This window comes from Pandoraea aquatica, assembly GCF_902459565.1.
Classification (GTDB): domain Bacteria; phylum Pseudomonadota; class Gammaproteobacteria; order Burkholderiales; family Burkholderiaceae; genus Pandoraea; species Pandoraea aquatica.
Window position 1 is genome coordinate 311127 of record NZ_CABPSN010000003.1, and the last position, 26672, is coordinate 337798.

Below are 26672 nucleotides of genomic sequence, written 5' to 3' on the forward strand. Positions count from 1 at the left end.
TTTGGTTGATGATATGGCAAATCGCCGTGATGTGCCATTCACCCCGGCGTCGACGATATGGACAAAGCCACCGAACGCATCAGGTCGCCGGGATTGCAAACGAGCGACCGCCTTATGAATCCCTTTGGGTCTGGAGACGTTATGAAACCCGTACATTGCCTGGCCGCGCTTCCCATCGCGGCCTTTTATAGCGGCGGCTGGCTCGCCGAACACGTGGGCACCCGGCTGGCCGGGCTGCCCTTTCTGATGACGTGGAACATCGTGTGGCTGCTGCTGACGTCGGTGGTCATGCTCGTGATGTTCCGCTTCGACGGTTCGCGCGATGCCGCCCAGCGCACGGCGCAGCAGGTCGCGAGCGAGCGCCGCGACCACGACGGAGCCGCATCATGAACGCCGCGCTTGCCGTCATTGCGGCGTTTCTGGCTTTTGCGCTTTTCGTGGGGCTGCGCGCACGTCGCGGGCGCACCATGAGCCTTGAACAATGGGCGGTGGGCGGTCGTGGCTTCGGCACGCTGCTCGTGTTCCTGCTGATGGCCGGTGAGGCCTTCTCGACGTTCACGTTTCTGGGCGCGAGCGGGTGGGCGTACAGCAAGGGACCGCCCGCGTTTTACATCCTCGCCTACGGGGCGCTCGCGTACCTGCTCGGCTACTGGATGTTGCCGGCGGCGTGGCGTCACGCGACGAAGCACAACTGCGTGTCGTTCTCCGACTTCTTCGCCACGGCGTACCGGTCGCGCGCGCTGGGCGTTGTGGTGTCGCTGGTGGCCGTGCTGGGCATGAGCGCGTTGCTCATCATTCAGTTGCGCGGGCTGGGCATCATCGTGTCCGAGGCGTCGTACGGCACGATTCCCCCGGCCGTGGCGATCTGGTGTGGCGCGATTGCGATGGTGGTCTACATCACCGTGTCGGGCATTCACGGCTCGGCGAGCATTGCGATTTACAAGGACATCCTGATCCTCGTGATCGCGATCTTCCTGGGCATCTATCTGCCGCTGCACTACTTCGGCGGTTTCGGCGAGATGTTCGACCGCATCGAGGCGGCGCGTCCGGGCTTCCTGCAAATGCCCACGAGCGGCCTGACGCTGTCCTGGTACAACTCGACGATTCTGCTCACGTCGCTCGGCTACTACCTGTATCCGTACGTCTTCACGTCGGTGTATGCGGCGAAGACGGAGAGCGCCGTGCGTAAGAACACGATTCTGATGCCGCTGTATCAGATGGTCATCGCGTTCATGTTCTTCGTCGGCTTCGCGGCCATTCTGCAAGTGCCGGGGCTGAGCGGTGCAGACTCGGATCTGGCGTTGCTGCGTATCGTCAAACAGACGTTCTCGCCGTGGTTCGTCGGCGTGATTGGCGGGGTGGGGGTGTTGACCGCGCTGGTGCCCGGTTCGATGATCTTGCTCAATGCGTCGACGCTGATTGCCAAGAACATTTATCGCGACGGTTTCGCGCCGCAGGCAAGCGAAGCGACGGTCGGCAAGCTGGCCAAGCGCGTGCTGCCGGTCTTTGGTCTGGTGGCGGTGTTCTTCGTGCTGCGTGGCGGTGCGACGTTCGTGGCGCTGGCGCTGTTTGCGTCGAGCTTGCTCACGCAGTTGTTCCCGTCGTTCGTGGCGAGTTTGCTGCCGCGTCCGTTCGGCAACAAGTACGGCGCGTTTGCAGGGATCGGCGCGGGGGCGCTCGTGTTGCTGGCGGCGGTCGGGTTCGACGTCACGCTGCGCATGTTGCCGGGTGCGTCGGATACCGTGGCGTCGATCAACATGGGGCTGGTGGCGCTGGCGGTGAATGCGGTGACGTTCGTCACGGTGAGCATGCTGACGCGCGCCTGGAGTGTCGACACCGACGCCGAAGCAGGACTCTTGAGGAAAGTATGACAACACTGGAAATTCGCAATGCGCGCGGGCTGGACGGCACGTCGGTAGACGTGCGCGTCGAGCACGGGAAGATTGCGGCCATCGGGCCGTCGTTGCCTGCATCGGCGAACGGCGCTGAGGGCAGCACTCGCACGATCGATGCGCACGGCGCTTTGCTCATGCCCGGACTGGTCGAGGCGCACACGCACCTCGACAAGACGACGTGGGGCATGCCCTGGTACGTGAACGAATGCGGCTCGCGACTCATCGACCGCATCGACAACGAACGCCAGTGGCGTGCGCAAAGCGGCCACGATGCGGGCGCGGCGTCGCTGGCGCTCGGTCGCGCGTTCCTCGCGGCCGGCACCACGCGGCTGCGCACCCACGTCGACATCGATACCGACGCGGGCCTGCGTCATCTCGAAGTCGTGCTGGCCACGCGTGAGACGCTGGCGGACACGCTCGACATGCAGATCGTGGCGTTCCCGCAATCGGGTGTGCTCGATCGGGCGGGCACCGTCGAGTTGCTCGACGCGTCGCTTGCACGCGGGGCCGACGTACTCGGCTGGCTCGATCCGTGCGCCATCGACCGCGACCCGAAGGCGTCGCTCGACGCGATGTTCGCGCTCGCCGACAAGCATGGCTGTCCGGTGGACATCCATCTGCACGAACCGGGTGAGATGGGCGTGTTCTCGTTCGAACTGATGCTTGAGCGCATTGTGGCGCTCGGTATGCAGGGCAAGGTCGTGGTGTCGCACGCTTTCTGTCTGGGTGAACTCGATGCGGCACGCGCCGATGCCTTGCTGGCGCGTCTGGCCGACGCCGGTGTGGCGCTCATCACGACGGCACCGCCGTCGCGCATCGTGCCGCCGCTCATGGCTTGTCGCCGAGCCGGTGTGACACTCGCGGGCGGCAACGACGGCATTCGCGACACGTGGACGCCGTACGGTTCGCCCGACATGCTGGAGCGCGCCATGATGATCGGGCTGCGCTACAACCTGCGTCGCGACGACGAGCTGGACATTGCGCTCGATTGCGTGACGCATCAGGGCGCACGTGCGTGCTGGTTCGACGACTACGGTCTGCACGTCGGTGCGCGCGCCGACCTCGTGCTGGTCGATGCGCTCAATGCTGCGCAGGCCATCGTGACGCGTGCGCCGCGTCGCTGGGTGGTGGCGAACGGTCACGTCGTGGTGAACGAGGGCGCGGCGGTATGACGCTTTGGCTGGCCATCGTCGCAGTCGGGCTGACGCTGCGACCGACGCTCACCTCCATCAGTCCGCTGTTGCCGCAGATTCGCGAGGCGACCGGGATGACGTATCCCGTGGCGGCGCTGCTCACGTCGCTGCCGGTGTTGGCGATGGGCGCGGGGGCATTCGCGGCGAGCGGGTTGACGCGTCGCTTCGGTGAGCGACGTGGTGTGTTGCTCGGATTGGCGGCGCTGGCGCTGGCCTGCGGCGTGCGCTTTTTCGCCGACGATACGGTGACGATGATCGCGACGGCGCTGGCGTCGGGCATCGGCATCGCCATCATTCAGGCGTTGCTGCCGGGGGTGGTGAAGGCGAATTACAGTGCGGCGCGTATGACGTCGATGATGGGGCTTTACTCCGCTGCGCTCATGGGCGGTGGTGGTCTTGGGGCGGCAGCGAGCCCGTGGGCGGCGTCCGAGGCGGGCGACTGGCGCGTCGGACTGGGGATGTGGCTCGCGGTCGTCGGCGTCGCGGCGCTGGCGTGGTGGCGTGCGCCGCTGAAGGGGCATGCTGTGGCTCAGGTCGTCACCTCGGCTGGGCACACGACCGCAACTGCCGAGGATCTGCGTGCGGCGTGCCGTGCCGCAACGCAGCACGTGGCGTCGAACGTTTCGACCTCCGCAACTGCCGCAACGTCCGGAAAGCCGCCGTCGATGCTCGATCTGTTGCGCAAGCATCGCGCGTGGACGCTGGCGATCTACTTCGGTCTCATCAACTGCACTTACACGACGATGGTCGCGTGGCTGCCGCCGTTCTATCAGCAGCGTGGCATGAGTGCGACGCAAAGCGGCGCGCTGCTCGCGGGGCTCACAGCGTGCCAAGTCGTGGCGGCGCTGATGCTGCCGTGGCTGGCGCGGCGCAATGTCGACCGTCGGCGGTGGCTGACGCTCGCGCTGGCCGCGACGCTTGCCGGTCTGGGCGGCCTCGTCGTGGCACCGGATGCCGCGCCGTGGTGGTGGATCGGCGGCATCGGCTTCGGACTGGGCGGCACCTTTTCGCTCGGATTGGTGCTGGCGCTCGATCACCATGCGCATCCGCGTCACGCGGCCGCGCTCGCGGCGTTCATGCAGGGCGTGGGCTTTTGCATCGCCGCCGTCGCACCGTTTGCATCGGGTGCGGTGATGGCGATGACGGGCAGCTTCATGCCGTCGTGGATCGGGCTCATCGTACTCAACGTGGCGCTGATCGCACTGACGTGGCGTTTCGATCCGCAGGGTTACGCGTCGGCGCTCGGCTTGTCGCGAGACGGCCATTCGGGGCGACATCAACGCGCCTGACGCCTTGTGCCAGACGTGCTCCGGCGGTGGCCTCGATGAGCGATTGATGAGTTCGGGAATCGTCCCGTGCGTTGCGCACGCGAGACAGGTGGGCGCGATGCAAAAATCATGCGAGTGCCTACGCAATCCGCGCTAAGATGGCTCATCGTGTGATGTCGCAGCGGAGCTTCGTCGCGAGACCGTCGCTCCCGGCCTAACCCGTTCCCTAGGTGGTTCGAACTCAGCAAGATCAGGGACAAGCGCCCCTTGGGCCAGGTTGGCTGCGTGCTGCCGGAAACCAGGGGAGAACGGATGCTCGGAAAGTCGCGCAGGGCCGTGGGACGATCGTTCGGGACGTTACGCGTCGCGCTCGGTGCCTGCAGCGTCGGCGCATCGCTGTTCGCTGCATTCTCGCTCGCCACATTCCCGTCTCACGTTTTAGCTGCCGACACCCTCTTTCCGGGGGGCGCGCCTGCGAAGGCCGCATCTGCCCCGTCTGCCGCATCCTCCGCGTCGGCGAAACCCGTGATCGCGACCCCTGCGTCTGCCGCGACCGGTGTCGATCAGCGCGTCATGCGCAGCGATGGCGCGTACGCCAACCTCCACGTCTTCCGTCCTCAAGTGGCTTGCAATGGTGTTGTGGTGGTGAGCCCCGGCGCGGGCGACGACCGCGACGCGATGTCGTGGCTGGGGCGCGCACTCTCCCAATATGGCTGGCTGACGGTGACGATGGCGCATCAGGAGAGCGGACGCGATTCGCTGCGCGACCGCGTGCGCAATGGTGGATTGCGCGACGGATTGCTCGCTCTCACTACGGACCCCGAAGCGTACGACGACCGTCTCGAAGATGCCGGGGCGGCGTTGCGCTGGGCGCGCGGACAGTGTCACGCCGGGCCTGCCGTGCTGGCGGGACATTCGATGGGGGCGGTGACCGTCATGATCGAGGCGGGCGCGAAGAACAAGCTCGGACTCGACAGCGACGATCGTTTCGACGCCTACATCGCGCTGTCGCCACAAGGCAAGGGCGCGATCTTTCCGGCGGGGGCATGGCACGACGTGCGCAAGCCGGCCTTGCTCGTGACCGGCACGCGCGACGATCCGCTCGAAGGCAAATGGCAGACGCGCACCGAGCCGTTCGCCGACATGCCGCCGGGGTGTCACTGGCTGGCGGTGGTCGACGGTGCGACGCACTTCAACTTTGCGGGTTTTGGCTACGGCCACGGCGACATCGAAGCGAAGATACTGCCGCTCATCGAGCGATTTCTGGACAACGTGCGCGGCCATCGGTGTGCCGTGCCTGCGCCGGCGGCCGGCGTGAAGTTCGATACGAAGTAAGACGACGATGGCAGAACAGGACCTCACGCGCGGCCCCATCGGCAAGACCCTGTTCTGGTTCTCGCTGCCGGTGCTGGGCAGCAACGTGCTGCAATCGCTCAATGCGTCGATCAACGCGATGTGGATCGGCCACTACCTTGGCGAGTCGGCGCTCACCGCGGCGTCCAATGCCAACATCCTGTTGTTCTTCCTGCTCGGTGTCGTGTTCGGCATCAGCATGGCCAACACCATCCTCATCGGTCAGTCCATCGGTGCGAAGAACCATGTGCTGACCCAGCGCATCGTCGGCACGAGCGCGACATTCTTCATCCTGATGTCGACGGCTGTGGCCGTGTTCGGCTACATCTTCACACCGGAGTTGCTGCGGGCGCTGGGCACGCCGAGCGATGCGCGCGAGTTTGCGGTGGCGTATCTGCGCATCATCTTCGTGGCGTTGCCGGTGATGTACTTCTACAACTTCGTGATGATGGCGTTGCGCGGGGCGGGCGACGCACGCACACCGTTCCGGTTCATGCTGTTGTCCGCAGGGCTGGATGTCGCGCTCAATCCGTTGCTCATCTTCGGGTGGGGGCCGATTCCGCCGTTCGGCATTGCGGGCTCGGCGGGCGCGACGCTCATCGCACAGACCGTGAGCCTCGTCGCACTGATGTACACCTTGTACAAGCGCCGCGATCCGCTGTGGCTCACGCGCAAGGACTGGAAGTATCTGCGGATCGACATGGGGTTGCTGCGGTTGATCGTCGTCAAGGGATTGCCGATGGGGTTGCAGATGGTGGTGATCTCGTCGTCTGCGATGGTCATGATGGGCTTCGTCAACGGCTACGGATCGCAGACCACGGCGGCCTACGGGGTCGCATCGCAGTTGTGGACGTACGTGCAGATGCCTGCGCTGGCGATCGGTGCGGGGGTGTCCTCCATGACGGCGCAGAATGTGGGGGCGGGCTTGTGGGATCGTGTGACGAAGATCGGGCGCGTGGGCGTCGGACTGAACTTCGTCATGACCGGCACGCTGGTGATCGCGATTCTGCTGTTCAATCGTCAGTTCATGAATGCGTTTTTGCCGGACGACGGCTACGCTATCTCCGTCGCGCAGCACATCAATGCCGTGGTGGCTTGGTCGTTCGTGCTGTTCGGCGTGACCATCGTGCTCTTCGGGGTGGTGCGGGCGACGGGCGCGGTGACTGCGCCGCTCGTCATCCTGTTCGTGTCGCAGTGGGTGATCCGGTTGCCGTTTGCGTGGCAGATGCAAAAGACGTGGGGCGCGGAGGCGATCTGGTGGAGCTTCCCGCTCGGGTTTGCCGTCTCGCTCGTCATGGCGCTCGCTTACTACAAGTGGGGCAACTGGCGCGGCGTGCGCATGTTGCCCAAAGGGCCACCGGCCGTGGCGCAGAGCAAGGATGCGGCGGGCGCTGCTGCCGGACCGGCACCGGTGCCGCTTCCACCGACCTCACCGACTTCAGCGACGGCGGCCGAGCCGTCTCCTGCTCAGGGCCATCATGGCAATCAGGGCACTCGGGACACGTCGAGCGAACCGCGTTCCTGACGCCGCTTCCGTCGCTTGCCTTCCCTCCGCTTCACCCCCACACCTCACCCTCACGCAATGTCACTGGGTGCTCGCGATCCATGGCGATGCCGATTCAGCCAGTGCAGTGCGCAACCACATCAGCAGTGTTTCCTTGGCCGGGTTTTCGGCGAACGGTTCGCGCGAGAGTGCGACGTAGCCTGAGCCGTCGCGGATGAAGCTGGCGGGGGCGATGAGCCGTCCGGCGTTCAGTTCGTCGCACACCATGTAGACCGATCCGATGGCGGCCCCGAGGCCTGCGCCGGCGGCTTGCAGACTCAGATAGAAGTGTTCGAACGGCGGCGTCGCCGGGGTGGCGCTTGTCTGGAAGCGTTCCAAGTGTTTCAGGCGTTCGGGCGACGGCGCGGCGCGCATGGCTCGTTGCCAGTCCTGCCAGGCGTGGGGGCGCGTGCGCGTGTGGAGATGCGAAATCGGTAGCGAATCGAAGGCTGAAGGGAGGCCGACGGGGCCGATCCATTCATCGACGAGCGGTTCGGCGATGAGTGAATGTCCCCAGAAGAAGTCGTTGCGTCGAATGGCGACATCGACACCGGCGCTTTCGAAGTCGAGGGGGCCGCCGGCGGAGTGGAGGTGAAGGGAGATGCCGGGGTGAGCTTGTGAGAAGGCGGTGAGGCGAGGGATCAGCCATCGCATCGCGAGGGTGGGTTCGCAGGAGACGACGAGTGTGTCCGAGGGCGAAGGGGGGTGAAGCGTGGCGATGGTGGTGGCGAGTTGCTCGAACATCTGCCGCGTGGTGGCGTGGAGTTTCTCGCCTGCGGCGGTCAGGAAGACGGCACGGTTACGGCGTTCAAAGAGGGGAAGGCCGAGGGCGAGTTCGAGGGTGCGGATTTGTCGGCTGACGGCGCCGTGGGTGACGAAAAGTCGGTCGGCGGCGCGGGCGAAGCTGAGTTCGGCGGCGGCGACGTCGAAGACCTGAAGGGCGTTCAGGGGAAGGGGACGAAGGGATCGGGAGGGGGATCGCGTCATACGTGAGAAATTATCACGGATAGGTGGGCAAATTCATCGTTTTTCGGGCATGAGAAAAATGAAGAAAATGCGTCCGAGAATTCCACAACGAGAGGTGGGGGACGATAAGAAAGCCAACGGAAAAGGTGCGATGAGCGGGGGATCAGGGCCCTGTTCTGAACCGAGTTGGGTCTATGTCTGAGGGGCGGAATAGGGCCCTGGTCCCCCGCGGGGTCGAGTACGGAACGGGAAATTCGGGCACAAACAAGAAGGGTGAAAGAAAGTCATGCAAGAGCTAATAGCGGTAATGACGATCACGGTGTTGGCGGTGATCAGCCCCGGCGCGGATTTCGCGATGGTGACGCGTGAGAGCTGGCGTCACGGCCGGCGGGCGGGGCTATGGGCGGCGTTGGGGATCGCGGCGGGCGTGCAGGTGCACGTGGCGTACACGTTGGTGGGCGTGGGGTTGTTGATCGTGCAGGTGCCGTGGTTGTTCACGGTGATCAAATGGATCGGTGCGGCGTATCTCGTGTACATCGGGTGGCGGACGTTGCGGGATCGGTCGCCGGTCGTCGACGTCACGCAGGAGGGCGGGGCATCCGCTTCACCCGAGGCGGGAAATGGAGCCTCCGCCCGCTGGCGCGAGGCCCTTCAGGCGTTCCGCACGGGGTTTTTCACCAACGCATTGAATCCGAAGTGCACCTTGTTCGTGGTGAGTACCTTCACGCAGGTCGTGCATCCGGGCACAGGCTGGGCGCTCGGCCTCGCGTATGGGGCGTTCATGTCGTTCGCGCACTGGGCGTGGTTCAGCCTTGTGGCGCTGGGGTTCTCGGCGGGGTGGATGCGTGAGGCGATGGTGCGGCGGCAGCATCTCGTGAGGCGGACTATTGGCGGCGCACTGATGACGCTGGGCGGCTTGCTGGCGATGGCGAGTCGTTGAGGCCGGGATGGGAGAGTGGAAGAGCGGGATAGGGGTTTCCGGGTGAATCGGCCCCGAATGTCGGGAAAATGGCACAGGAATGGCCAAAAAGTGACGGAAAACTGGCAGGAAAGGTGGCGAAATCCTTTCATTTCGCTGCCCGGTCACAAATAGTCACAAATTTGTGATGCGCTGGAAGCACCGTCACAGCAGACGATTGGGGTAATGTGAGTACCCGCTTCGAAGGTTTTGCCGATGCATCTTTAGTCAATCGGTGAATGAACGGGTAAAATTGCGCGTTCAGCGCACGCTGGCTACGGTCGGCACGCGCGTTACATGCCATTCCCCACTGCCGATGGAATTCCTGCTCAACGCGGTACCCCGCATGACTTCCCACCGTGCCCTGCGCCTGGCGATTGCCGGCGTACTCAGCGTCTGTGCGCTCGTCTCGGGCGCGGCACATGCTTTCTCGTTCGACGACGTCGCCAAACAAGCGCGCACGCTGGCGAACAACCGCTATAAGCCCAAAGATCCGAATCTCCCCAAAGAGCTTCAGAATCTGACGTACGACCGCTATCGCAATATTCGCTTCAAGCCCGAAAAGGCCCTGTGGCGTGCGCAAAAGCTGCCGTTCGAGCTGATGTTCTTCCACGAGGGTTCGTACTACGACCGACCCGTCAAGATCAACGAACTGATCGGCAACAGCGTGCGCGAAGTGCGCTACAGCCCCGACATGTTCGACTTCGGCGCACTCAAGGTTGACCCCAAACAACTGCGCGGCCTCGGCTTCGCGGGTTTCCGTATTCACTTCCCGGTCAACACGCCCAAGTACAAAGACGAAGTCATGGTCTTCCTCGGGGCGAGCTACTTCCGCGCGTTGGGTAAGAACCAGACCTACGGTTTGTCCGCTCGCGGCCTCGCGCTCGATACCGCGCTGAATTCCGGCGAAGAGTTTCCGCGCTTCACCGAGTTCTGGATTCAGCGTCCCGCGCCCGGCGCGAAAGAGCTGACCATCTACGCGTTGCTCGACTCGCCGCGCGCGACCGGTGCGTACCGCTTCACGCTGCGCCCGGGCGTCGACACGACCGTCGACGTCAAATCCGAACTGTACCTGCGCGAGAACGTCACAAAGCTCGGCATTGCTCCGCTCACCAGCATGTTCTTCTTCGGCGAGAATCAGCCGGCGGCAGTGCCCGACTATCGCCCCGAAGTGCATGACTCCGACGGCCTGTCCATCCAGTCCGGTACGGGCGAATGGATCTGGCGTCCGCTCGTCAATCCCAAGCGCCTGCTGGTGTCGTCGTTCTCGCTGTCCAATCCCGGCGGTTTCGGGCTGGTGCAACGCGACCGCGACTTCACCAACTATCAGGACCTTGAGGACCATTATGAGTTACGTCCAAGCGCTTGGGTGGAACCGAAGGGCAAATGGGGACAAGGCCGCGTAGAGTTGGTGCAGATTCCCACGCCGGACGAAACCAACGACAACATCGTCGCCTATTGGGTGCCCGATGCGCCGCCCAAGCCCAAGCAGCCGCTGTCGCTCGAATACCGGCTCTCTTGGCAGAAAGATAACGATAAGCGCCCGCCTTTGGCGTGGGTGACGCAAAGCCGCCGGGGACACGGCTACCGGGGAAAACCAGACGACAGTCTGCTCTTCGCGCTCGACTTCGAAGGCCCGGGGCTCAAAAAGCTGCCGGACGACGCCAAGGTCGACGGCAATGTGTCCATCGACAGCAACGGCAAGATCCTCGAAGTGCAGACGCAGCGCAATGACGTCACGGGAGGCTACCGCGTCATGCTTCGCATGCGCCGCCTCGATTCCGAGAAACCCGTCGAAATGCGCGCTTACCTGCGCAACGGCAGTAACACCCTATCCGAAACGTGGAGCTACCTGTTACCCCCCGAGTGAGCGACCGCTCCGACATTCCGGTCGACGAACTTTACGTCGACCGGTTGCCCTTGCCCGCCGAAAAACGTCGTGCACTGCTCGCGCAAGCGAAGCGTGACGGTGGCGATTCGCTCGACGTTCTGACCCGCTTGCAGCGCTTGCTCGCACGCGGTGCGAACGGCGCCGGCGACGGCGTGCCTTCGGCAGGCGAGGCCATCGATTCGTCTGCGACAGATGCCGAGAGTACTGAGGCCGCCGGGCAGACCGACGCCGCCACCACAGCGGTGGCGACGGCGGCGTGGCACGCCCACGATCTCGCAGAGATCGAGTCCGACAGCGACGCGGTGCTCGCGTCGCAACCCGTGCGCCTCTCGCTCACGGAAGGGGGCTCGCTGGCGGCCGCCGCCGGATTGAACGAAGTGCGTGGCGTGCAGACGCTGCGTGTCGCGCCGCCGGTGCGTCGTACGTCGCTCATTCCGCGTGCGTGGTCGCTCAATCCGCTCGCACGGCTGTGGCGCAAGCTCATCGGCCGTAAAGACCCCGATCCGCTCGTGCGCGACGCACCCGATCCCAAGGGCCGCTGGTCGCAGGCAGGACGCCGCCGGCGCTGGATGCTGCTCGCGCTGATGATTGCGCAGACGGCGCTGGCCACGCACTTCATGGCCTCGGTGCTGCCGTATCACGGTGCCGATCCGCTGGAGTTCTCGGTGCTCGTGCTGTTCGTGCTGCTCTTCGGCTGGGTCTCGGCGGGCTTCTGGACGGCCATCTTCGGCTTCTTCGTCCTGCTGGTCGGTGGCGAGCGTCACATGATCTCGAAGATGGCCGCGGGCGACGCGCCCATCGCACCCGACGCGCGCACCGCCATCGTCATGCCGATCTGCAACGAAGACGTCGGCCGCGTGTTCGCCGGTTTGCGGGCGACCTACGAGTCGCTGGCCAAGACCGACTCGCTCGAACGCTTCGACTTCTTCATCCTGTCGGACTCCAACGAGGCCGATAACTGCACCGCCGAAGTCGATGCATGGCAGGCGCTGTGCCGCGAAGTCGGTGGCTTCGGACGCATCTTCTATCGCCGGCGTCAGCGCCGCGTGAAGCGCAAGAGCGGCAACCTCGACGACTTCTGCCGTCGCTGGGGCAGCGACTATCGCTACATGATCGTGCTCGACGCGGATAGCGTGATGAGCGGCGAATGCCTGACCAAGCTCGTGCGCATGATGGAGGCGCATCCGAGCGCCGGTCTGATCCAGACCGCACCGCTCGCCGCAGGCCGCGAAACGTTCTACGCGCGTTTGCAGCAGTTCGCGGGACGCGTCTATGGCCCGCTCTTCACCGCAGGCCTGCACTATTGGCAACTCGGTGAATCGCACTACTGGGGGCACAACGCGATCATCCGCCTCAAGCCGTTCATGGAGCACTGCGCGCTTGCGCCGCTACCCGGCAAGGGCGCGATGTCCGGCGCGATTCTCTCGCACGACTTCGTGGAAGCTGCGCTCATGCGACGCGCGGGTTGGGGTGTGTGGATTGCCTACGATCTGCCGGGCAGCTACGAGGAAATGCCGCCGAACCTGCTCGACGAACTCAAACGCGACCGCCGCTGGTGTCAGGGCAACCTGATGAACTTCCGGTTGTTCCTCGCGGAGGGCATGCATCCGGTGCACCGTGCGGTGTTCGTCACCGGGGCCATGGCGTATGTGTCCGCGCCGTTGTGGTTCATCTTCCTGATTCTCTCGACGTGCATGCTGGCCAAGCACACGCTGGTGGTGCCGGAGTACTTCACTGCGCCGCGCCAGTTGTTCCCCGTGTGGCCGGAATGGCACCCCGAGCGCGCGCTGGCGTTGTTCTCCGCGACGGCGACGCTGCTCTTTCTGCCCAAGATCCTGGCGGTGCTGCTGATCTGGGTGAAAGGGGCGAAGCGCTTTGGCGGTGCCTTTGCGGTGACCGTCAGCATGTTCATCGAGATGGTTTTCTCTGCGGTGCTCGCGCCGGTGCGCATGCTATTCCATACGCAATTCGTGCTGGCGGCACTCACCGGTATCGCGATTCAGTGGAAGTCGCCGCCGCGAGAGGATGCCGAGACGCATTGGGGCGAGGCGATTCGCCGCCACGGACTGCAAACGGTGATCGGCGTGGCGTGGGGCGGGGTCGTCTACTGGCTCAACCCGGACTTCATCTGGTGGCTGATGCCGATTGTCGGCTCGATGATGATCTCGATTCCGGTGTCGGTCTTCTCCAGCCGTGTGTCGCTGGGGCGGGGGCTCAAGCGTGCGCGCCTGTTCCTGATTCCGGAGGAGTCGTGGCCGCCCAAGGAACTGCGCATGACGGAGAAGTACACGAGCGAGGCGGGTAAGCACGTCGATTTCGTGGACGCCGTGGTCGATCCGATGGCCAACGCGCTGGTGGCGTCGAGCGTCAAGCCGACGCTCGACGATGCGAAGCGCGACGCCTTGCGTGCCGGTCGTGTCGAGACGGCGCTGCTGCGCGGCCCGACCAAACTCACGAACACGCAGAAGTGGGAGTTGCTCAACGATCCGCGCGCGCTCGCGGCGCTGCATCTGCTGGTGTGGACCGATCCGCGCGCGCACCCCGAATGGTGCGACGCACGTGCCAACGGGTTGTCGCAGGGGTTCCTTGCGTCTGCCTGAGTGTTGCATGCAAGGTTGACGGGATAAAAAAACGGCAAGGCATCGCGCCTTGCCGTTTTTTCTTGGGTGCTGCGCATGCCGCTGGCTGGATCAGCGCGGCGGCAGGAAGTCGTTCGGATTGAACGGCGTGCCCTTCTGACGCACCTCGAAGTGCAGCTTCACAACGCCATGCGAGTCGGTGTCGCCCATCTCGGCAATCTGCTGCCCTTTGCTGACCGACGCGCCTTCCTTGACGCGCAGCGCGCGGTTGTGGGCGTAGGCGGTGAGGTAGCCGTTCTCATGCTGGACCATCACGAGATTGCCGTAGCCGCGCAGTCCGTTGCCCGCATACACGACCTTGCCCGCCGCAGCGGCGTAAATCGGATCGCCCGGCTGGCCACCAATATCGATGCCTTTATTGCTGCTGCCGTTGTAATTGGCGAGGATTCTGCCGGTCGCCGGCCACGTCATCGGAATCTTGTTCGTCGCCGTACGCGGCGCGGCGGGGGCCGGCGCGGGCTTCGGCGCAGGCTTGGCCTGAGGGCGGGGACGTGCCGCACCCGACGACGCACTGCCGCCGGAGGACGCCACGGCCGCCGGGGCGCTCGACGATCCGGGCGGTGGCACGACGCGCAACACCTGACCGACTTCGATCTTGTCGGCGTCGCTCAGATTGTTCCAGTTCACCAGATTGGCGGTGCTGGTGTTGTTGGCGCGGGCGATGCCGTACAGCGTGTCGCCGGACTGCACGCGATAGCTGCCGGCCGGCACGGGGCCATAGTTCGGTGTGCCGGCGCAGGCGGCGAGCGTCGCGCAAACCGCCAGACTGATGAGGTGGGTACGGCAGCGGGCAAGCCAGCGCGGCTGGCCGGACATGCGAATTTCAGGTTGCGATCGCAAGGATCGCGCGAGGCGAATAGGCTCCATCCGTGGGCAGGTTGAAAAAAACTTGGGGGTGGAGGCCCGCTGACGGTCGCAAAACGCGGTGGCCGGCCAACTTTCGCTGGAATGTGCGCGGTAGGGGAAAAACGTCGGAAAACGGTTTCACACAGCACAAAACACGGGCCAGACGGGCGACAACGGCATGGGCGCGGGACAAAACGCCTATTGTACGGGCAGCGATTGCCGGTCGGACATCCAAACAGTGCCCAAATTCCCCGCTATTTGCGGAAATTGTTACTCTTTTTGCGGCATTTTCCCGGTTGACAAGCATCGGTCCACCGCGTATAAAACAGCTTGCAGATTGTCAAGCCGCGAAGTTGTTGTCAGACGTAGTTTTCCTGCTTCTCGCTGGTTTCTAGTCCTTCATTTTCCCTTGATTGTCAGCGCTTCACGAGGTCAATTCCGACCTCAGGCTATTGTTTTATTAGGAAAAAACATGGAAACCGGTACCGTTAAGTGGTTCAACGACGCAAAGGGCTTCGGCTTTATTACCCCGGACAACGGTGGTGAAGACCTGTTCGCTCACTTCTCCGAAGTGAAGGTGGACGGCTTCAAGTCGCTGCAAGAGAACCAAAAAGTGTCGTTCGAGGTCAAGACTGGCCCGAAGGGCAAGCAAGCTGCGAACATCAAGCCGGTTTAAGGCTGATTCGCTTCACGTGATGCCGCGCTAGCCTTCGGGCGGCGCTGTGTCCCGCGACCGACAGGCTCGATGACGAAAGTCATCGGGCCTGTTTGTTTTTCGGCGCGCTGAAGCCTGTGGTGACGAGATCTCGCAGATTCGCATGAGACGTGCACGCGAACGGTGTCACCGTCACGGTTCGACGCTACAATGCCTGATCGAATTCGCGTAAGCATTTTTCCGGGGCAATCATGAGCCTGCAAACGTGGTGGCTATTCGTAGTCACCGTTTTTTTCGTCTCCGCCACGCCGGGCCCGAACATGTTGCTCGTCATGACGCATGGCGCGCGCCACGGGCTGCGCGCATCGCTCGGCACGATGGCCGGTTGCATGACCGCGCTCATCGCGATGATGTCGATTTCCGCCGCGGGTCTGGGCGCTGTGCTCAAAGCCTGGCCGATGCTGTTCGACACGCTGCGTTATGTGGGCGCGGCCTATCTCGTCTACCTCGGTTACAAGAGCTGGCGCTCGCCGGTGAACGCCGAGGACGAAGCCGCCAAACTCGCGACGCCGGCGCTGGTTGCCGATTCGAGCTTCGGCAAGCTGTTCAAGTCGGGCTTCCTCGTCGCGGCCAGCAACCCCAAAGCCATTCTTTTCGCTGCGGCATTCCTGCCGCAGTTCATCGACCCGACGGCTGCCAAGCTGCCGCAATTCTCGATCCTGCTCGGCACGTTCGCCGTCATCGAGATGAGCTGGTACATGGTCTACGCCACGGGCGGGCTGCGCATTGCGCCGTATCTGCGTGAAGCGCGCGTGCTCAAGGCATTCAACCGCATTAGCGGTGGCGTGTTCATGGGCTTCGGTGCGTTGATGGCGGCCGTGCATCGCTGATCGTACGGCGCACGCGGGAAAGGTAAGGAAAGGGCGTGAAGGGCGTGGAATGGCCCGGGTGTGGCGCACGGCACGGGGAGCAGTAGGCTCGTGCGCCGGGGCACTCAATATTTCCGGCCAGTGACCGTTAACGTTCATGACCAGATGCATGGGACGGCTTTATTACGTACGGTGAGCGTGGTTGCGCGCGCACCGTCACGGGGACAAATAGAAGATCAGGTATGGAAACGACAGAACCGCAGGTGACACCGGCGCCCACGGACGAAGAGTCACAACTGCATGACTCGTATCGCATCAGCAACCCGCTGGAAATCGGCGGCGTGCTGCGTCATCTGGCGACCCGCGGCGACTTCATGACGGTGTACTTCGCAAACGGCCAGCGTCAGCTCGTCACGCGACTGCTCAAGGTCGAACCGCAAGCACGCGGTTTCTATTTCGACTGGGGCGGCATCGAGACGGAAAACCGGGCACTGCTCGCCAACAAGCGCGCATTGTTCGTCGGCGTGCCCGAGGGCATTCAGGTGCATTTCCCCATCGGCGACGTCGAAGAGCGCGAGTACGAAGGCTATCCCGCGTTCTATTCGTCGTATCCGGAAACCCTCGTGCGCTTGCAGCGTCGCGACTATTTCCGCGTGAAGACGCCGATCCTCGATCCGTATCAGTGCACGGTCAAATTCCCGGAAGACACGCCGATGCGCCTCGCGGTGTTCGACCTGTCGCTTGGAGGCGTTGGGCTGCGCACGAAGGCCGAAGCGGCTGCCGAGATTCCGAAGGGATCGATGCTGATGCACGTCGAGATCGAACTGCGTGACTACGGCACGGTGCAGGTCGATCTCGAAGTGTGCGCAGTGCGCGCCGTGCCGCTCGCCAAAGACATCGAGTATCACATTGGCTGCCGCTTCATCGCACTGTCGCGCACGGCGGAGTCGCGTTTGCAAAAGCTGATCACGCAACTCGAACTCAATCGCAAGGCGTTCGCCCGAGGCTAAGGTCTCCGGCGAAAGCCGTGACGTCATTCGACGTTACGCGACAAAAAAAGGGCGGCCTTTCGGTCGCCCTTTTTGCATTCTCGTCGCTTGTTCAGTGCATGGCTCCGTGCCTGCTGCCCCGATATCACCCCGGCGCATGAATTCGCAGCGCCGGTATGGCGTGCAGCAGACGTAGCAGATCTGTCTGCCGCCGGCATCCCGTCTTGTCGAAGATATGTCGCAACTGCGTGCGCGCCGTATTGATGGCGACGTTGGCGTCCTGGGCGTATTGCGTCAGCTCACGGCCCTCGGCCAGGGCTTGTGCCAGACGCGCTTCCGCCGGTGACAGCCCGAACAGCACCTTGAGCGTGTAGGGACCGAGTGTGACGCGCCGGTCGAGTTCGCCGATCGTCAGCATCGCCATCGGCTTTTCCCACGGCGCAGCACAGGCATGCGACTCGCGCAGCGGTAGCACCGTGACGACCCAGTGCTGCTGATTGTCGCCTTGCAGGCGATGGCTGCCCGCGACCGGCATCGGCGCGGTCGCGTGGGTGATCAGACGGCGCACTGCCTGTTCGTCGTTGGGCAGCACGGCGGTGAACTTCCCGCCGCGAATGCAGACGTTTCGCGTGACGCCGAGCCGTTGATGCGCAGCGACGTTCAGATAGTGCACATGGCCCGTCTCATCCGTAATGACGATGGCCATGTCCAGATGATCGAGCACCGCCATGCCGATGGCCGCCTGCGCCTGCAAGTGACGGGTGCCTGCCCGCAGACGTGCCGCGCGTGCGATGTGCTTGGTCAGAATTTCCAGTTCCGGCGCGTCGTCGGCGTCTTCGAACGGCACGTGATCGGGCGTGCGGAACACCGCCAGTAGCTCGCTGGTGCCGTCTGCGCCAGCCAGATGCATGCCGTACGTATAACGCACGCCGTTGGGAATCAGAAAGTCGTTGAACAGCTCGCTACGGGCGACGTAGCGATCGCTCAGATGATGGTGGCACCGCATCGCGTGACCGATCGGCTGTTGCAGCATCAGCGCCACGCGCGGATCGGTGGGGGCGAGCTTCTCGAGGAACTCGCGGATGAGATCGGGAGGCGCGTTCAGTGAGTTGGATTCGCGCGTCGCGCGGTGGCGCACGCGATCCCAAGTCACCGAATGAAACCCGATACCGCCGGCCCACCGGTTGAAATCGCGCAATGCCCGATCCCAACACGCTTCGTCGAGCACGCCGTCGTAGCAGGTGCCGATCAGCGCATCGAGAGACAACTTCCCCGTGTCGTCCATCATCGCCTCCCCTGGCTTTGTTTTGACGAACTTGTGTCCTGCCGTGCCCGCGCCAACATGCGTAACCCTTGTGGTTGCCTCTGACGGGCGTGTTACGCATGCTGGACATTCTGGCAAGCGACCTGACGGGGATCAATCGGGGTCAATGCTCGCGTTGTTGCACCGCCACATCCGGCGGTTCCCCGCGCGCTTCGCGCACGCCGTCCGGGTAGATGCGCACGAGCACGATACGTGGCCCCTGCATCTTCTTCACAACCACCGAGAAGCCGTCGAAGTCGACCTTCTGGCCCTCGCGGGGCAGATAACCCAGCGCGTTCATGATGAGTCCGCCCACCGACTCGGCGTGCTCGCTCGGAATATCCAGGCCGAGCGCGCGCTCCAGCGTCAGGATTGGCAAGCTGCCGCGCCCGATGAGCGTGCCGTCTTCCATGCGGGTCCAGTCGTCTTCCGTCTGACGGAATTCGTCGCGAATCTTGCCGACCAGCGCGGAGAGCAGGTTGTCCAGCGTGAGGAAGCCGATGGGTTTCTGATCCGGCCATCCCACGATGGCAAAGTGCGGTGCACCCCGGCGGAAGCGGCTGAACAGCTCGCGAGCGGCCATGTCGGGCTTCACGCGCTCGACCGGGCGCGCCATGCTGCCCAGATCCTCGATGGACTGACCATGGTGCTCGGCCAGGAACAGATCCTTCAGGTGGACCACACCGAGCACGGTTTCGCCGTCGTTGTCGAAGAACGGATAGCGGCTGTAGCGATGGCGATAGGCCGTGTCCATGTTCTGCGCGAACGTGGCGTTACGACGGAACGCTGCGACTTCGCTCATCGGACGCATCAGATCGGACACCGTCAGATCGCTGAAGTCGATGGCGTAGGCGACCACGTTCCAGTCGTCGCGCGAGAGTTTTTCGCTCGACGCGCCACGACGCACGATCAGCTTGATTTCGTCGGCCGAGTAATGGGCATCGGTGCCATGCGACGGATCGAGTCCGGTCCAGCGCAGCAGGCGGTTGGCACTGTGGTTGAGCACCCAGATGGCCGGGTACATCAGCCAGTAGAAGCCGTACAGCGGCGCGGCTGTCCACACGGACACGGCTTCGGGCATGCGCAACGCCATCGACTTCGGCGCGAGTTCGCCCACGACGATGTGCAGATACGAGATCGTGAAGAACGCGATGAAGAACGCGAGCCCGTGGATCAGCTCGGGCGAGGTGACGCCAGCGAGTTCGAACAGCGGCGTGAGAATGCGAGCAAACGCGGGTTCGCCGATCCAGCCCAGACCGAGCGAGGCGAGGGTGATACCCAGTTGGCACGCAGAAAGGTAGGTATCGAGCTGGCCGTGGACCTTGGCCAGGATACGGCCGCGCCAACCGCGCTGGCGGGCAATGACATGAACGCGCGTCTGGCGCAGTTTGACGAGGCCGAATTCCGCCGCCACGAAGAAGCCGTTGAGCAACACCAGCAGGATCGCAGCGACGATCAGTAAGAAGTTTTCCAAAATATAGGGAATGGGACGACAGGCCCGACAGTATAAGTGACAAACACTTAGGGACGATTTAGCAAGCGCCAACCCGGCATGGCAAAGGCTTCCACGAGGAAATCGATCATGGCGCGCACCTTGGCGCTCAGGTATTTGCGTGACGGATAGACGACATAGATGCCGCGCTCGCCCTGCGTGTATTCGGGGAGGAATTCGACGAGGCGTCCGTCGCGCAACGCGTCCTGCACGAGAAAGGCCGGTTGCAGGATGATGCCGCCCCCGGCGAGCGCCGCAGCCATGCACGTGTCGCCGTTATCGGCAATGAGGCGGGCGTGCGTCTGCACGGAGACGGGGCCGTCCGGTCCGTCGAAATGCCATTCGCGACGGTGCAGGAAGTAGCTGTAACCGACCGTCTCGTGATGCGCCAGTTCGCTCGGATGCTTCGGTGTGCCGTGTTGTGCGAGATAGCCGGGCGATGCACACAGCACCAGACGCGTACCCGCCAGACGGCGATGAATGAGCGACGAATCGGGCAGCCGCGAGATGCGAATCGCCAGGTCGTAGCCTTCGTCCACGATATCGACGAGCCGGTCGCTCAGCGTGATGTCCAGCGAGACTTGCGGGAATTGCGCGAGAAAGGCGGGCCAGAGCGGCGCGAGATGCAGCACCCCGAACGTGTGCGGGGCGTTGATCCGTAAGGGGCCAGCGGGTTCGCCGTCCTGCTCGCCGGCCATCGCGTCGGCTTCGTCGAGTTCAGCGAGGATCTGACGACAGCGCTCGACGTATCGCTGACCGGGTTCGGTCAGCGACAGCCGGCGCGTGGTGCGCTGGATCAGTCGCGTGCCCAGACGCGCTTCGAGGTCTGCGACGTACCGTGAGACGGCCGTCTTCGAAATGCCCATCGACTCGGCCGCTTTGACGAAGCTGCCCGACTCGACCACGGCGATGAAGCACTCGATCTCGCGAAGTTTGTTCATGCCGGGTCCATGGGTGTCGATGGCGTTATTGTGCCAGCGCGCCGACTTCCGCGAGCGACGGGGCGGCGCTGCCGAACGCGAAGGCGTCCATGCGCAGCGCGCCGTAGGTCGAACCGGTGTCGAAGTGCGTCTGACGGGCAGGATCGTCGGCCGCGCCAAGGGCAACGTAGATCGGCAGCAGATGCTCGTCCGTCGGGTGCGCGCGCTCGGCGTGCGGCGCGCGGGCCCGATAGTCGAACAGGGCGTCCAGGTCCATGGCCGCCAGCCGCTCGGTGAACCACGTCGAAAACTCCGCCACGTACGGCGCTTCGGGGGCCGCTTCGCGTGCACCGCCCGGGGCGCGGAACACCTCGTGCAGATTGTGCGTGAAGCTGCCCGACGCCACGATCAGCACGCCCTCGCGAGCGAGCGGCGCAAGCGTCTGCCCGACCTGATACTGATATTCGGGACGCATATGCCGTTGCAGCGACAACTGTGTGACCGGTACATCCGCATCGGGATACAGATAGCTCAGCGGCACCCACGCGCCATGATCGAGACCCCACTGATCGTCGGTGACGGCGGGCAGGCCGACGTCCTTGAGCATCTGGACGGTGCGCTCGGCGAGTGCCGGCGCGCCCGGAGCGGGGTACTTCAGTTCATAGAGTTCGCGCGGGAAGCCGCCGAAGTCGTGGATTGTGCGTTGCTGCGCGAGGCTGCCCACGCGCGGTGTCGGCGTCGACCAGTGCGGCGAAATCACAAGGATCTCCTTGGGACGCGGCACCGCACGCCCCAGCGCCGTCAGCAACGGACCGGTGCGGCCCGGTTCGACCGCGAGCAACGGCGAGCCGTGGGAGACGAAGAGGGTGGGAAGGGCAGACATGGCATTCACTCCGGCAAAACAACGCTAAACGACATCACGACAGAATCAGGCGGCGTACGACTTGGCAGGCTTTACTGACGGGCTTTGGCGATTACGCGGTGCGATTGCGACGAATCGCGAAAGCACCGTCACCCAGCAAGGCCACGGCCAACAGGCCCACGACCCAGAACGCCGGGAATTCCCAGCCACCGCCCTTGTTGGTGAACAACCAGCCGTTGTGGCCGTGCACCGAGACGATGGTACCGAGCATCAGAGCGGCGAGCGGCAAGGCGGCCCAGCGAGCGTAGAAGCCGGTGATCAGCATGAGGCCACCGATCAGTTCCAGCGCCATCGTGACATAGGCGACGACCGGCGGCAGGCCAAGCGAGCCCATGAAGCCGACGAAGCCGGGCACGGTGAAGACGAACACCTTCAGCGACAAATGCGAAAGGAACAGGATACCCAGCGAGACGCGCAGCAGCAGGGCAGCGTACGGGGCAGTTTTGGTATCGATCATGACAAGCTCCGGTGAGGGAATAAGGGTCGGCTCGGCCATCGACGGTGACGGGTGAAGGTGCAACGTCGACGACTGACTTAGCCCCAATTCTAGGGAGCGAGATCGTGCAGATAAACGAGCGGTGAAGGGATTGATTGTCCCGTTGACAGGGATAATGCGGGGGTGATGCTGGCGATGCAAGCGTCCCGGGTCACCCGGGGGGGCTTGCATCGCGCAGGATTACGTCGGCCGCTCAGTCGCTCAGGCCGTCGCAATCATCCGGTCGAGCAGTTCGACCCAGTGCTGAACCGGTGCGTGGTCACGGGCGTGTTCGCCCTTGGCCGTCGCTTGCAAATGGCAGATGCAGCCGACGTTGGCCGACACGACCAGTTCGGGGTCGAGTGCGTCGAGCGACTTCCATTTGGCATCGCGCAACTGATGCGACAGATCCGGTTGCGTGACGGAATACGTCCCGGCCGAGCCGCAGCAGATGTGGCTGTCCTGCGGCAGCATGACGTTCACGCCCACGCCCGCGAGCACCTTCTCTACCACGCCCTTGAGTTGCTGGCCGTGTTGCAGCGTGCAGGGCGGGTGATAGGCGATCTTGCCGGACTTTCTGTTCGGCACACGCTTTTGCAGCGCTTCCAGATTGTCGAGCAGCACTTCCGACAGATCGCGGGCGAGTTCGGAGACCCGCTGTGCCTTGCCTGCGTACTTCGGATCGTGCCGCAGCAGATGACCGTATTCCTTGATCGTCGCGCCGCATCCCGACGCGTTGATCACGATGGCTTGCGCACCGGCTTCGATCTCGGGCCACCAGGCGTCGATGTTGCGGCGGGCATCGTCGAGACCGTCGTCGTGATAGTTCAGGTGCAGACGGATCGCGCCGCAGCAGCCGGCGGACGAGGGACGCACCATCTCGATGCCAAGGGCGTCGAGCACACGGGCGGTGGCCTTGTTGACGTTCGGCAGCATGGCCGGTTGCACGCAGCCTTCGAGCATCAGCATGCGGCGTGTGTGCTTCGCTTGCGGCCAACTGCCGGAGCGTTGACGGTGCGGGACCTTCTCGCGCAGCGAGCGCGGCAGCAGCGTGCGGAACTGCTGGCCGAGGCGCAGGGCCGGCGAGAACAGGGTGCGGTTGGGCAGCACGTGGGCGAGGGTCCAGCGCACAGCGCGCTCACCGGCGGGACGGCCGACCTTGGCGTCGATATGACGGCGGCCGATGTCGGCAAGACGCCCGTATTGCACGCCCGAGGGGCAGGTCGATTCGCAACTGCGGCAGGTCAGGCAACGGTCCAGGTGGCGCTGCGTTTCGCGCGTCACGGTCTGGCCTTCGACCATCTGCTTGATCAGATAGATACGCCCGCGCGGGCCGTCGAGTTCGTCGCCCAGCAACTGATAGGTCGGGCAGGTCGCGGTACAGAATCCGCAATGCACGCATTTGCGGAGAATGGCTTCGGCTTCGTCGCCGTCCGGTGTCTGACGAAGGAATTCTGCGAGGTTCGTTTGCATCGTTCTGTATTTAGCGATTTACCGGTACAACCGATGACGGTTGAAGATGCGGCTCGGATCGAATGCTTGTTGCAGACGCTCGCCGATAGCTTGCAGTGCGGCGCTCTGAGGCGTAAATACGTGCTCTGCGCCAGCCGACTTGCTGCCGTGGCGAAACAGCGTAGCATGCCCGCCGACCGCTGCGGCGATTGCGCGAATTTCACTCGCCGAGCGCGGCGTGATCCACCATCGCTGCGCACCGCCCCATTCGACGAGATGGCCGTCGCTCTCAACGAGCGGTGGCGTAGTCGGCGGCACCGACAGACGCCATAGCGGCTGCCCCTCTCCCTGTACCGGCGCGGTGGCGAAAAACGGGTGCGTTTGCTCGCGCAGTGACGCCCAGAAAGCATGCGCTTCGAGGGCGTCGACGTGACGGCCACCCATCGTGACGCGGGCGGCGTCGATGGCGGCAGCGGCACCGCCGAGGCGCACGCTCAACACACCGTCGTGCCACGCCGAGCCCATGAGCGGCAGCGGCTGACCGCCCCAGCGGTTGAGCTGGTCGATGGCCTGCGCCTGCATCAGATCGAAGCGCAACGTCGCCTCCGCCACCGGGCAGGGCAGCACCTTGATCGAGAGTTCGAGCAGGATGCCCAGTGTGCCGAGTGCACCGGCGAGCACACGCGAGACGTCGTAGCCTGCCACGTTCTTCATCACCTGCCCGCCGAAATGCAGCACCTGCCCGTGTCCGTTCATGACGACTGCGCCGAGCACGAAGTCGCGCGGTGCGCCGACGTGCGGGCGACGCGGCCCGGCGAGCCCGGCAGCGATGCAGCCGCCCAGCGTCGCACCGGGTCCGAAGTGGGGCGGCTCGAACGGCAGCATCTGGCCACGCTCGGCGAGCGCGGCTTCGATCTCCACGAGCGGGGTGCCAGCACGCGCGGTAATCACGAGTTCGGCCGGATCGTACGAGACGATGCCGCGATAGGCGCGCACGTCGAGCGGTTCGCCCGCGGGCGTCTCACCGTACCAGCGCTTCGTGCCGCCGCCTTGAATGTCGAGCGGCACACCGCTGGCAGTCGCAGCGAGCACGCGCTCGCGGATCGCGGCGAGCACCTGTGCGGCGCGGCTCGCTTCGCTGTCGGGGGATGACGATGGCGGCGGTGGCGTGAGCGGCACCGCCGACGCCGTCTGAAGGACTTGCGACATCAGAACCTCGGCAGATCGGGATGGGGGAGCAGGCCGCCGCGCACATGCATCTTGCCGTACTCGGCGCAGCGCGCGCGGGTGGGAATGCCTTTGTCGGCGTTGAGCAGGCCAGCGGGATCGAAGGCGCGCTTCACGGCGAAGAAGGCGTCGCGCTCGGCTTCGGAAAACTGCACGCACATCGAGTTGATCTTCTCGATGCCGACGCCATGCTCGCCGGTCACCGTCCCGCCCAGTTCGACGCACGCCTCGAGAATGTCGCTGCCGAAGGCTTCGGCGCGGTGCCATTCGTCCAGATCGTTGCCGTTGAACAGGATCAGCGGATGCATGTTGCCGTCGCCCGCGTGGAAGACGTTGATGCAACGCAGCCCGTATTGCACCTCCATCGCCTCGATACGCTTGAGCAACGTGCCGATCGTGCGACGCGGAATGGTGCCGTCCATACAGTAGTAGTCGGGCGAGATGCGACCGGCAGCGGGGAAGGCGTTTTTGCGCCCTGACCAGAAGCGCAGACGTTCAGCCTCCGAGGCCGAGACCTGGATGCGCGTCGCGCCCGAAGCGCGCAGGACGGCCGAGACGCGGGCGATTTCTTCGGCGACTTCCTCCGGTGTACCGTCGGATTCGCACAACAGGATGGCGGCGGCGTTCAGATCGTAACCGGCGTGCACGAACTCTTCGACGGCCTGCGTCGCTGGCTTGTCCATCATCTCGAGACCGGCCGGGATGATGCCTGCGGCGATGATCGCGGCGACCGCGTTGCCGCCCGCTTCGACGTCGTCGAAACTCGCCATGATGACTTGCTGAACTTGCGGCTTCGGCACGAGCTTGACCGTGATTTCCGTCACGACGCAGAACATCCCCTCACTACCGATGAACACCGACAGCAGGTCGAGGCCAGGGGAATCGAGTGCGTGGGAGCCGAATTCGACGATCTCGCCGTCCATCGTCACAGCCCGCACGCGCAGGACGTTGTGCACGGTGAGGCCGTACTTCAGGCAGTGCACACCGCCGGAGTTCTCGGAGACGTTGCCGCCGATGGTGCACGCGATTTGCGAGGACGGATCCGGCGCGTAGTACAGCCCGTAGGGCGCAGCGGCTTCCGAGACGGCAAGGTTGCGTACGCCCGGCTGCACGGTGGCGGTGCGGGCGTAAGCGTCGACTTCCAGAATGCGCTTGAACTTCGCGAGCGACAGCACGATGCCGTCGGTGATCGGCATGGCACCGCCGGACAGGCCGGTGCCCGCGCCGCGTGGCACGACGGGAACGTTGTTCGCGTGGCACGCACGCAGAATGCGGCAGACCTGATCTTCGTCGGCAGGCAATACGACGGCCAGCGGCAGCTTGCGATAGGCGGCCAGGCCGTCGCATTCGTACGGCGTGATCTGTTCGCGGTCGGTGAGCCATTGGGCGTCGGGCACAGCGGCCCGCAAGGCGGCCCGCAAGGCGGCCAGCCGGGCGACGCGCGTGGCGTCGTTCAGCGTGTCGAAGACCGGCTCGTTCGCGCGAGCGGTATCGAAGGCGGCGGCCGTCACTGCGGGGCTCGCTGACATCGGCGATACAGGTGTCATGGGCATGGGCGGCGCTGACACGGGAGAAGGAAGGGGCGACGCATTCGATGCCATCTGGCTTGCTCTCGGACGATCGTTGACGTGTAATGACATTGACGGACCTTGGTCTACTGGTAGACTGGTCGACCAGTTGTCGGATGACGTCATCGTAAAGGGAATGATCTGATTCCGACTAGCGGGTTAACCCTAGATTTAACGTCGATCCTCTAGCGCGCTGGGATGACGGGCCGCAGGGGAGCCCTGAGCGAAGCCGCATCCTGTATCGTGGC

General features: G+C 64.2%; 22 protein-coding genes. 12 read left to right on the forward strand and 10 right to left on the reverse strand.

Going from position 1 to position 26672, the window contains the following annotated elements; genetic code table 11:
• The first annotated feature begins 141 nt into the window (after nt 1-141).
• The 6 genes from PAQ31011_RS12195 to PAQ31011_RS12220 all read left to right on the forward strand — a co-directional run bounded on the left by PAQ31011_RS12195 (nt 142) and on the right by PAQ31011_RS12220 (nt 7234).
• Nucleotides 142-390 carry a DUF3311 domain-containing protein gene (locus PAQ31011_RS12195; RefSeq protein ID WP_150576087.1) on the forward strand — a complete coding sequence of 83 codons (249 nt, stop codon included), beginning with the start codon at nt 142-144 and terminating at the stop codon, nt 388-390.
• Nucleotides 387-1871, forward strand: coding sequence for a sodium:solute symporter family protein (locus PAQ31011_RS12200; RefSeq protein ID WP_150576088.1), 1485 nt, complete (start codon nt 387-389; stop codon nt 1869-1871). The genes PAQ31011_RS12195 and PAQ31011_RS12200 overlap by 4 nt, the downstream gene beginning before the upstream one ends.
• Nucleotides 1868-3067 carry an amidohydrolase family protein gene (locus PAQ31011_RS12205; protein ID WP_150576089.1) on the forward strand — a complete coding sequence of 400 codons (1200 nt, stop codon included), beginning with the start codon at nt 1868-1870 and terminating at the stop codon, nt 3065-3067. The genes PAQ31011_RS12200 and PAQ31011_RS12205 overlap by 4 nt, the downstream gene beginning before the upstream one ends.
• Complete coding sequence (locus PAQ31011_RS12210) at nt 3064-4377, forward strand: MFS transporter (protein ID WP_150576090.1); 1314 nt, start codon at nt 3064-3066, stop codon at nt 4375-4377. Before PAQ31011_RS12205 ends, PAQ31011_RS12210 begins: the two co-directional genes overlap by 4 nt.
• 504 nt (nt 4378-4881) lie before the next feature.
• Nucleotides 4882-5691, forward strand: coding sequence for an alpha/beta hydrolase family protein (locus PAQ31011_RS12215; protein WP_150576091.1), 810 nt, complete (start codon nt 4882-4884; stop codon nt 5689-5691).
• Nucleotides 5692-5698: 7 nt separating this feature from the next.
• A complete protein-coding gene (locus PAQ31011_RS12220) occupies nt 5699-7234 on the forward strand; it encodes an MATE family efflux transporter (protein ID WP_150576092.1) in 1536 nt (511 codons plus the stop codon).
• Nucleotides 7235-7294: 60 nt separating this feature from the next.
• Here the strand turns inward: PAQ31011_RS12220 and PAQ31011_RS26905 are convergent, their stop codons facing one another.
• Nucleotides 7295-8239, reverse strand: coding sequence for a LysR substrate-binding domain-containing protein (locus PAQ31011_RS26905; protein WP_217424862.1), 945 nt, complete (start codon nt 8237-8239; stop codon nt 7295-7297).
• Nucleotides 8240-8504: 265 nt separating this feature from the next.
• On the opposite strand from PAQ31011_RS26905, the gene PAQ31011_RS12230 reads away from it, so the two are divergent.
• The 3 genes from PAQ31011_RS12230 to mdoH all read left to right on the forward strand — a co-directional run bounded on the left by PAQ31011_RS12230 (nt 8505) and on the right by mdoH (nt 13667).
• The gene (locus tag PAQ31011_RS12230) at nt 8505-9158 is read left to right on the forward strand and encodes a LysE family translocator (protein WP_150576093.1); all 654 of its coding nucleotides are present in this window, start codon (nt 8505-8507) and stop codon (nt 9156-9158) included.
• Nucleotides 9159-9522: 364 nt separating this feature from the next.
• On the forward strand, nt 9523-11046 hold the full coding sequence (locus tag PAQ31011_RS12235) for a glucan biosynthesis protein G (protein ID WP_150576094.1): 1524 nt from the start codon (nt 9523-9525) through the stop codon (nt 11044-11046).
• Nucleotides 11043-13667, forward strand: a complete 2625-nt coding sequence (mdoH, locus tag PAQ31011_RS12240; RefSeq protein WP_246179526.1) for a glucans biosynthesis glucosyltransferase MdoH — start codon at nt 11043-11045, stop codon at nt 13665-13667. Before PAQ31011_RS12235 ends, mdoH begins: the two co-directional genes overlap by 4 nt.
• Before the next feature lie 90 nt (nt 13668-13757).
• Here the strand turns inward: mdoH and PAQ31011_RS12245 are convergent, their stop codons facing one another.
• Entirely contained in the window at nt 13758-14522 is a 765-nt protein-coding gene (locus PAQ31011_RS12245) for a M23 family metallopeptidase (protein ID WP_150576095.1), read from the reverse strand.
• A 502-nt stretch (nt 14523-15024) separates the two neighbouring features.
• Here PAQ31011_RS12245 and PAQ31011_RS12250 point away from each other — a divergent pair.
• From PAQ31011_RS12250 to PAQ31011_RS12260, 3 genes are all read left to right on the forward strand, one after another.
• Nucleotides 15025-15228, forward strand: a complete 204-nt coding sequence (locus tag PAQ31011_RS12250) for a cold-shock protein (RefSeq protein WP_039392958.1) — start codon at nt 15025-15027, stop codon at nt 15226-15228.
• Nucleotides 15229-15458: 230 nt separating this feature from the next.
• The gene (locus PAQ31011_RS12255; protein ID WP_150576096.1) at nt 15459-16097 is read left to right on the forward strand and encodes a LysE family translocator; all 639 of its coding nucleotides are present in this window, start codon (nt 15459-15461) and stop codon (nt 16095-16097) included.
• Between the two features lie 221 nt (nt 16098-16318).
• Nucleotides 16319-17086: a flagellar brake protein gene (locus tag PAQ31011_RS12260; RefSeq protein ID WP_150576097.1), complete on the forward strand. Its 768-nt coding sequence runs from the start codon at nt 16319-16321 to the stop codon at nt 17084-17086.
• Nucleotides 17087-17210: 124 nt separating this feature from the next.
• On the opposite strand, the gene PAQ31011_RS12265 is transcribed toward PAQ31011_RS12260, so the two are convergent.
• The 8 genes from PAQ31011_RS12265 to PAQ31011_RS12300 form a co-directional block, all read right to left on the reverse strand.
• Nucleotides 17211-18353 carry a helix-turn-helix transcriptional regulator gene (locus PAQ31011_RS12265; protein ID WP_150576098.1) on the reverse strand — a complete coding sequence of 381 codons (1143 nt, stop codon included), beginning with the start codon at nt 18351-18353 and terminating at the stop codon, nt 17211-17213.
• A 139-nt stretch (nt 18354-18492) separates the two neighbouring features.
• Nucleotides 18493-19842 carry a hemolysin family protein gene (locus PAQ31011_RS12270; protein ID WP_150576099.1) on the reverse strand — a complete coding sequence of 450 codons (1350 nt, stop codon included), beginning with the start codon at nt 19840-19842 and terminating at the stop codon, nt 18493-18495.
• 47 nt (nt 19843-19889) lie between these two features.
• Nucleotides 19890-20801, reverse strand: coding sequence for a LysR family transcriptional regulator (locus PAQ31011_RS12275; RefSeq protein ID WP_150576100.1), 912 nt, complete (start codon nt 20799-20801; stop codon nt 19890-19892).
• A gap of 25 nt (nt 20802-20826) precedes the next feature.
• Entirely contained in the window at nt 20827-21663 is an 837-nt protein-coding gene (locus PAQ31011_RS12280; protein WP_150576101.1) for a dioxygenase family protein, read from the reverse strand.
• 91 nt (nt 21664-21754) lie between these two features.
• Nucleotides 21755-22159: a DoxX family protein gene (locus PAQ31011_RS12285; protein WP_150576102.1), complete on the reverse strand. Its 405-nt coding sequence runs from the start codon at nt 22157-22159 to the stop codon at nt 21755-21757.
• Between the two features lie 240 nt (nt 22160-22399).
• Entirely contained in the window at nt 22400-23650 is a 1251-nt protein-coding gene (glcF, locus tag PAQ31011_RS12290) for a glycolate oxidase subunit GlcF (protein ID WP_150576103.1), read from the reverse strand.
• A gap of 18 nt (nt 23651-23668) precedes the next feature.
• A complete protein-coding gene (gene glcE / locus PAQ31011_RS12295) occupies nt 23669-24838 on the reverse strand; it encodes a glycolate oxidase subunit GlcE (protein ID WP_150576104.1) in 1170 nt (389 codons plus the stop codon).
• Entirely contained in the window at nt 24838-26385 is a 1548-nt protein-coding gene (locus PAQ31011_RS12300; protein WP_150576105.1) for an FAD-linked oxidase C-terminal domain-containing protein, read from the reverse strand. Before PAQ31011_RS12300 ends, glcE begins: the two co-directional genes overlap by 1 nt.
• Nucleotides 26386-26672: the final 287 nt, after the last annotated feature.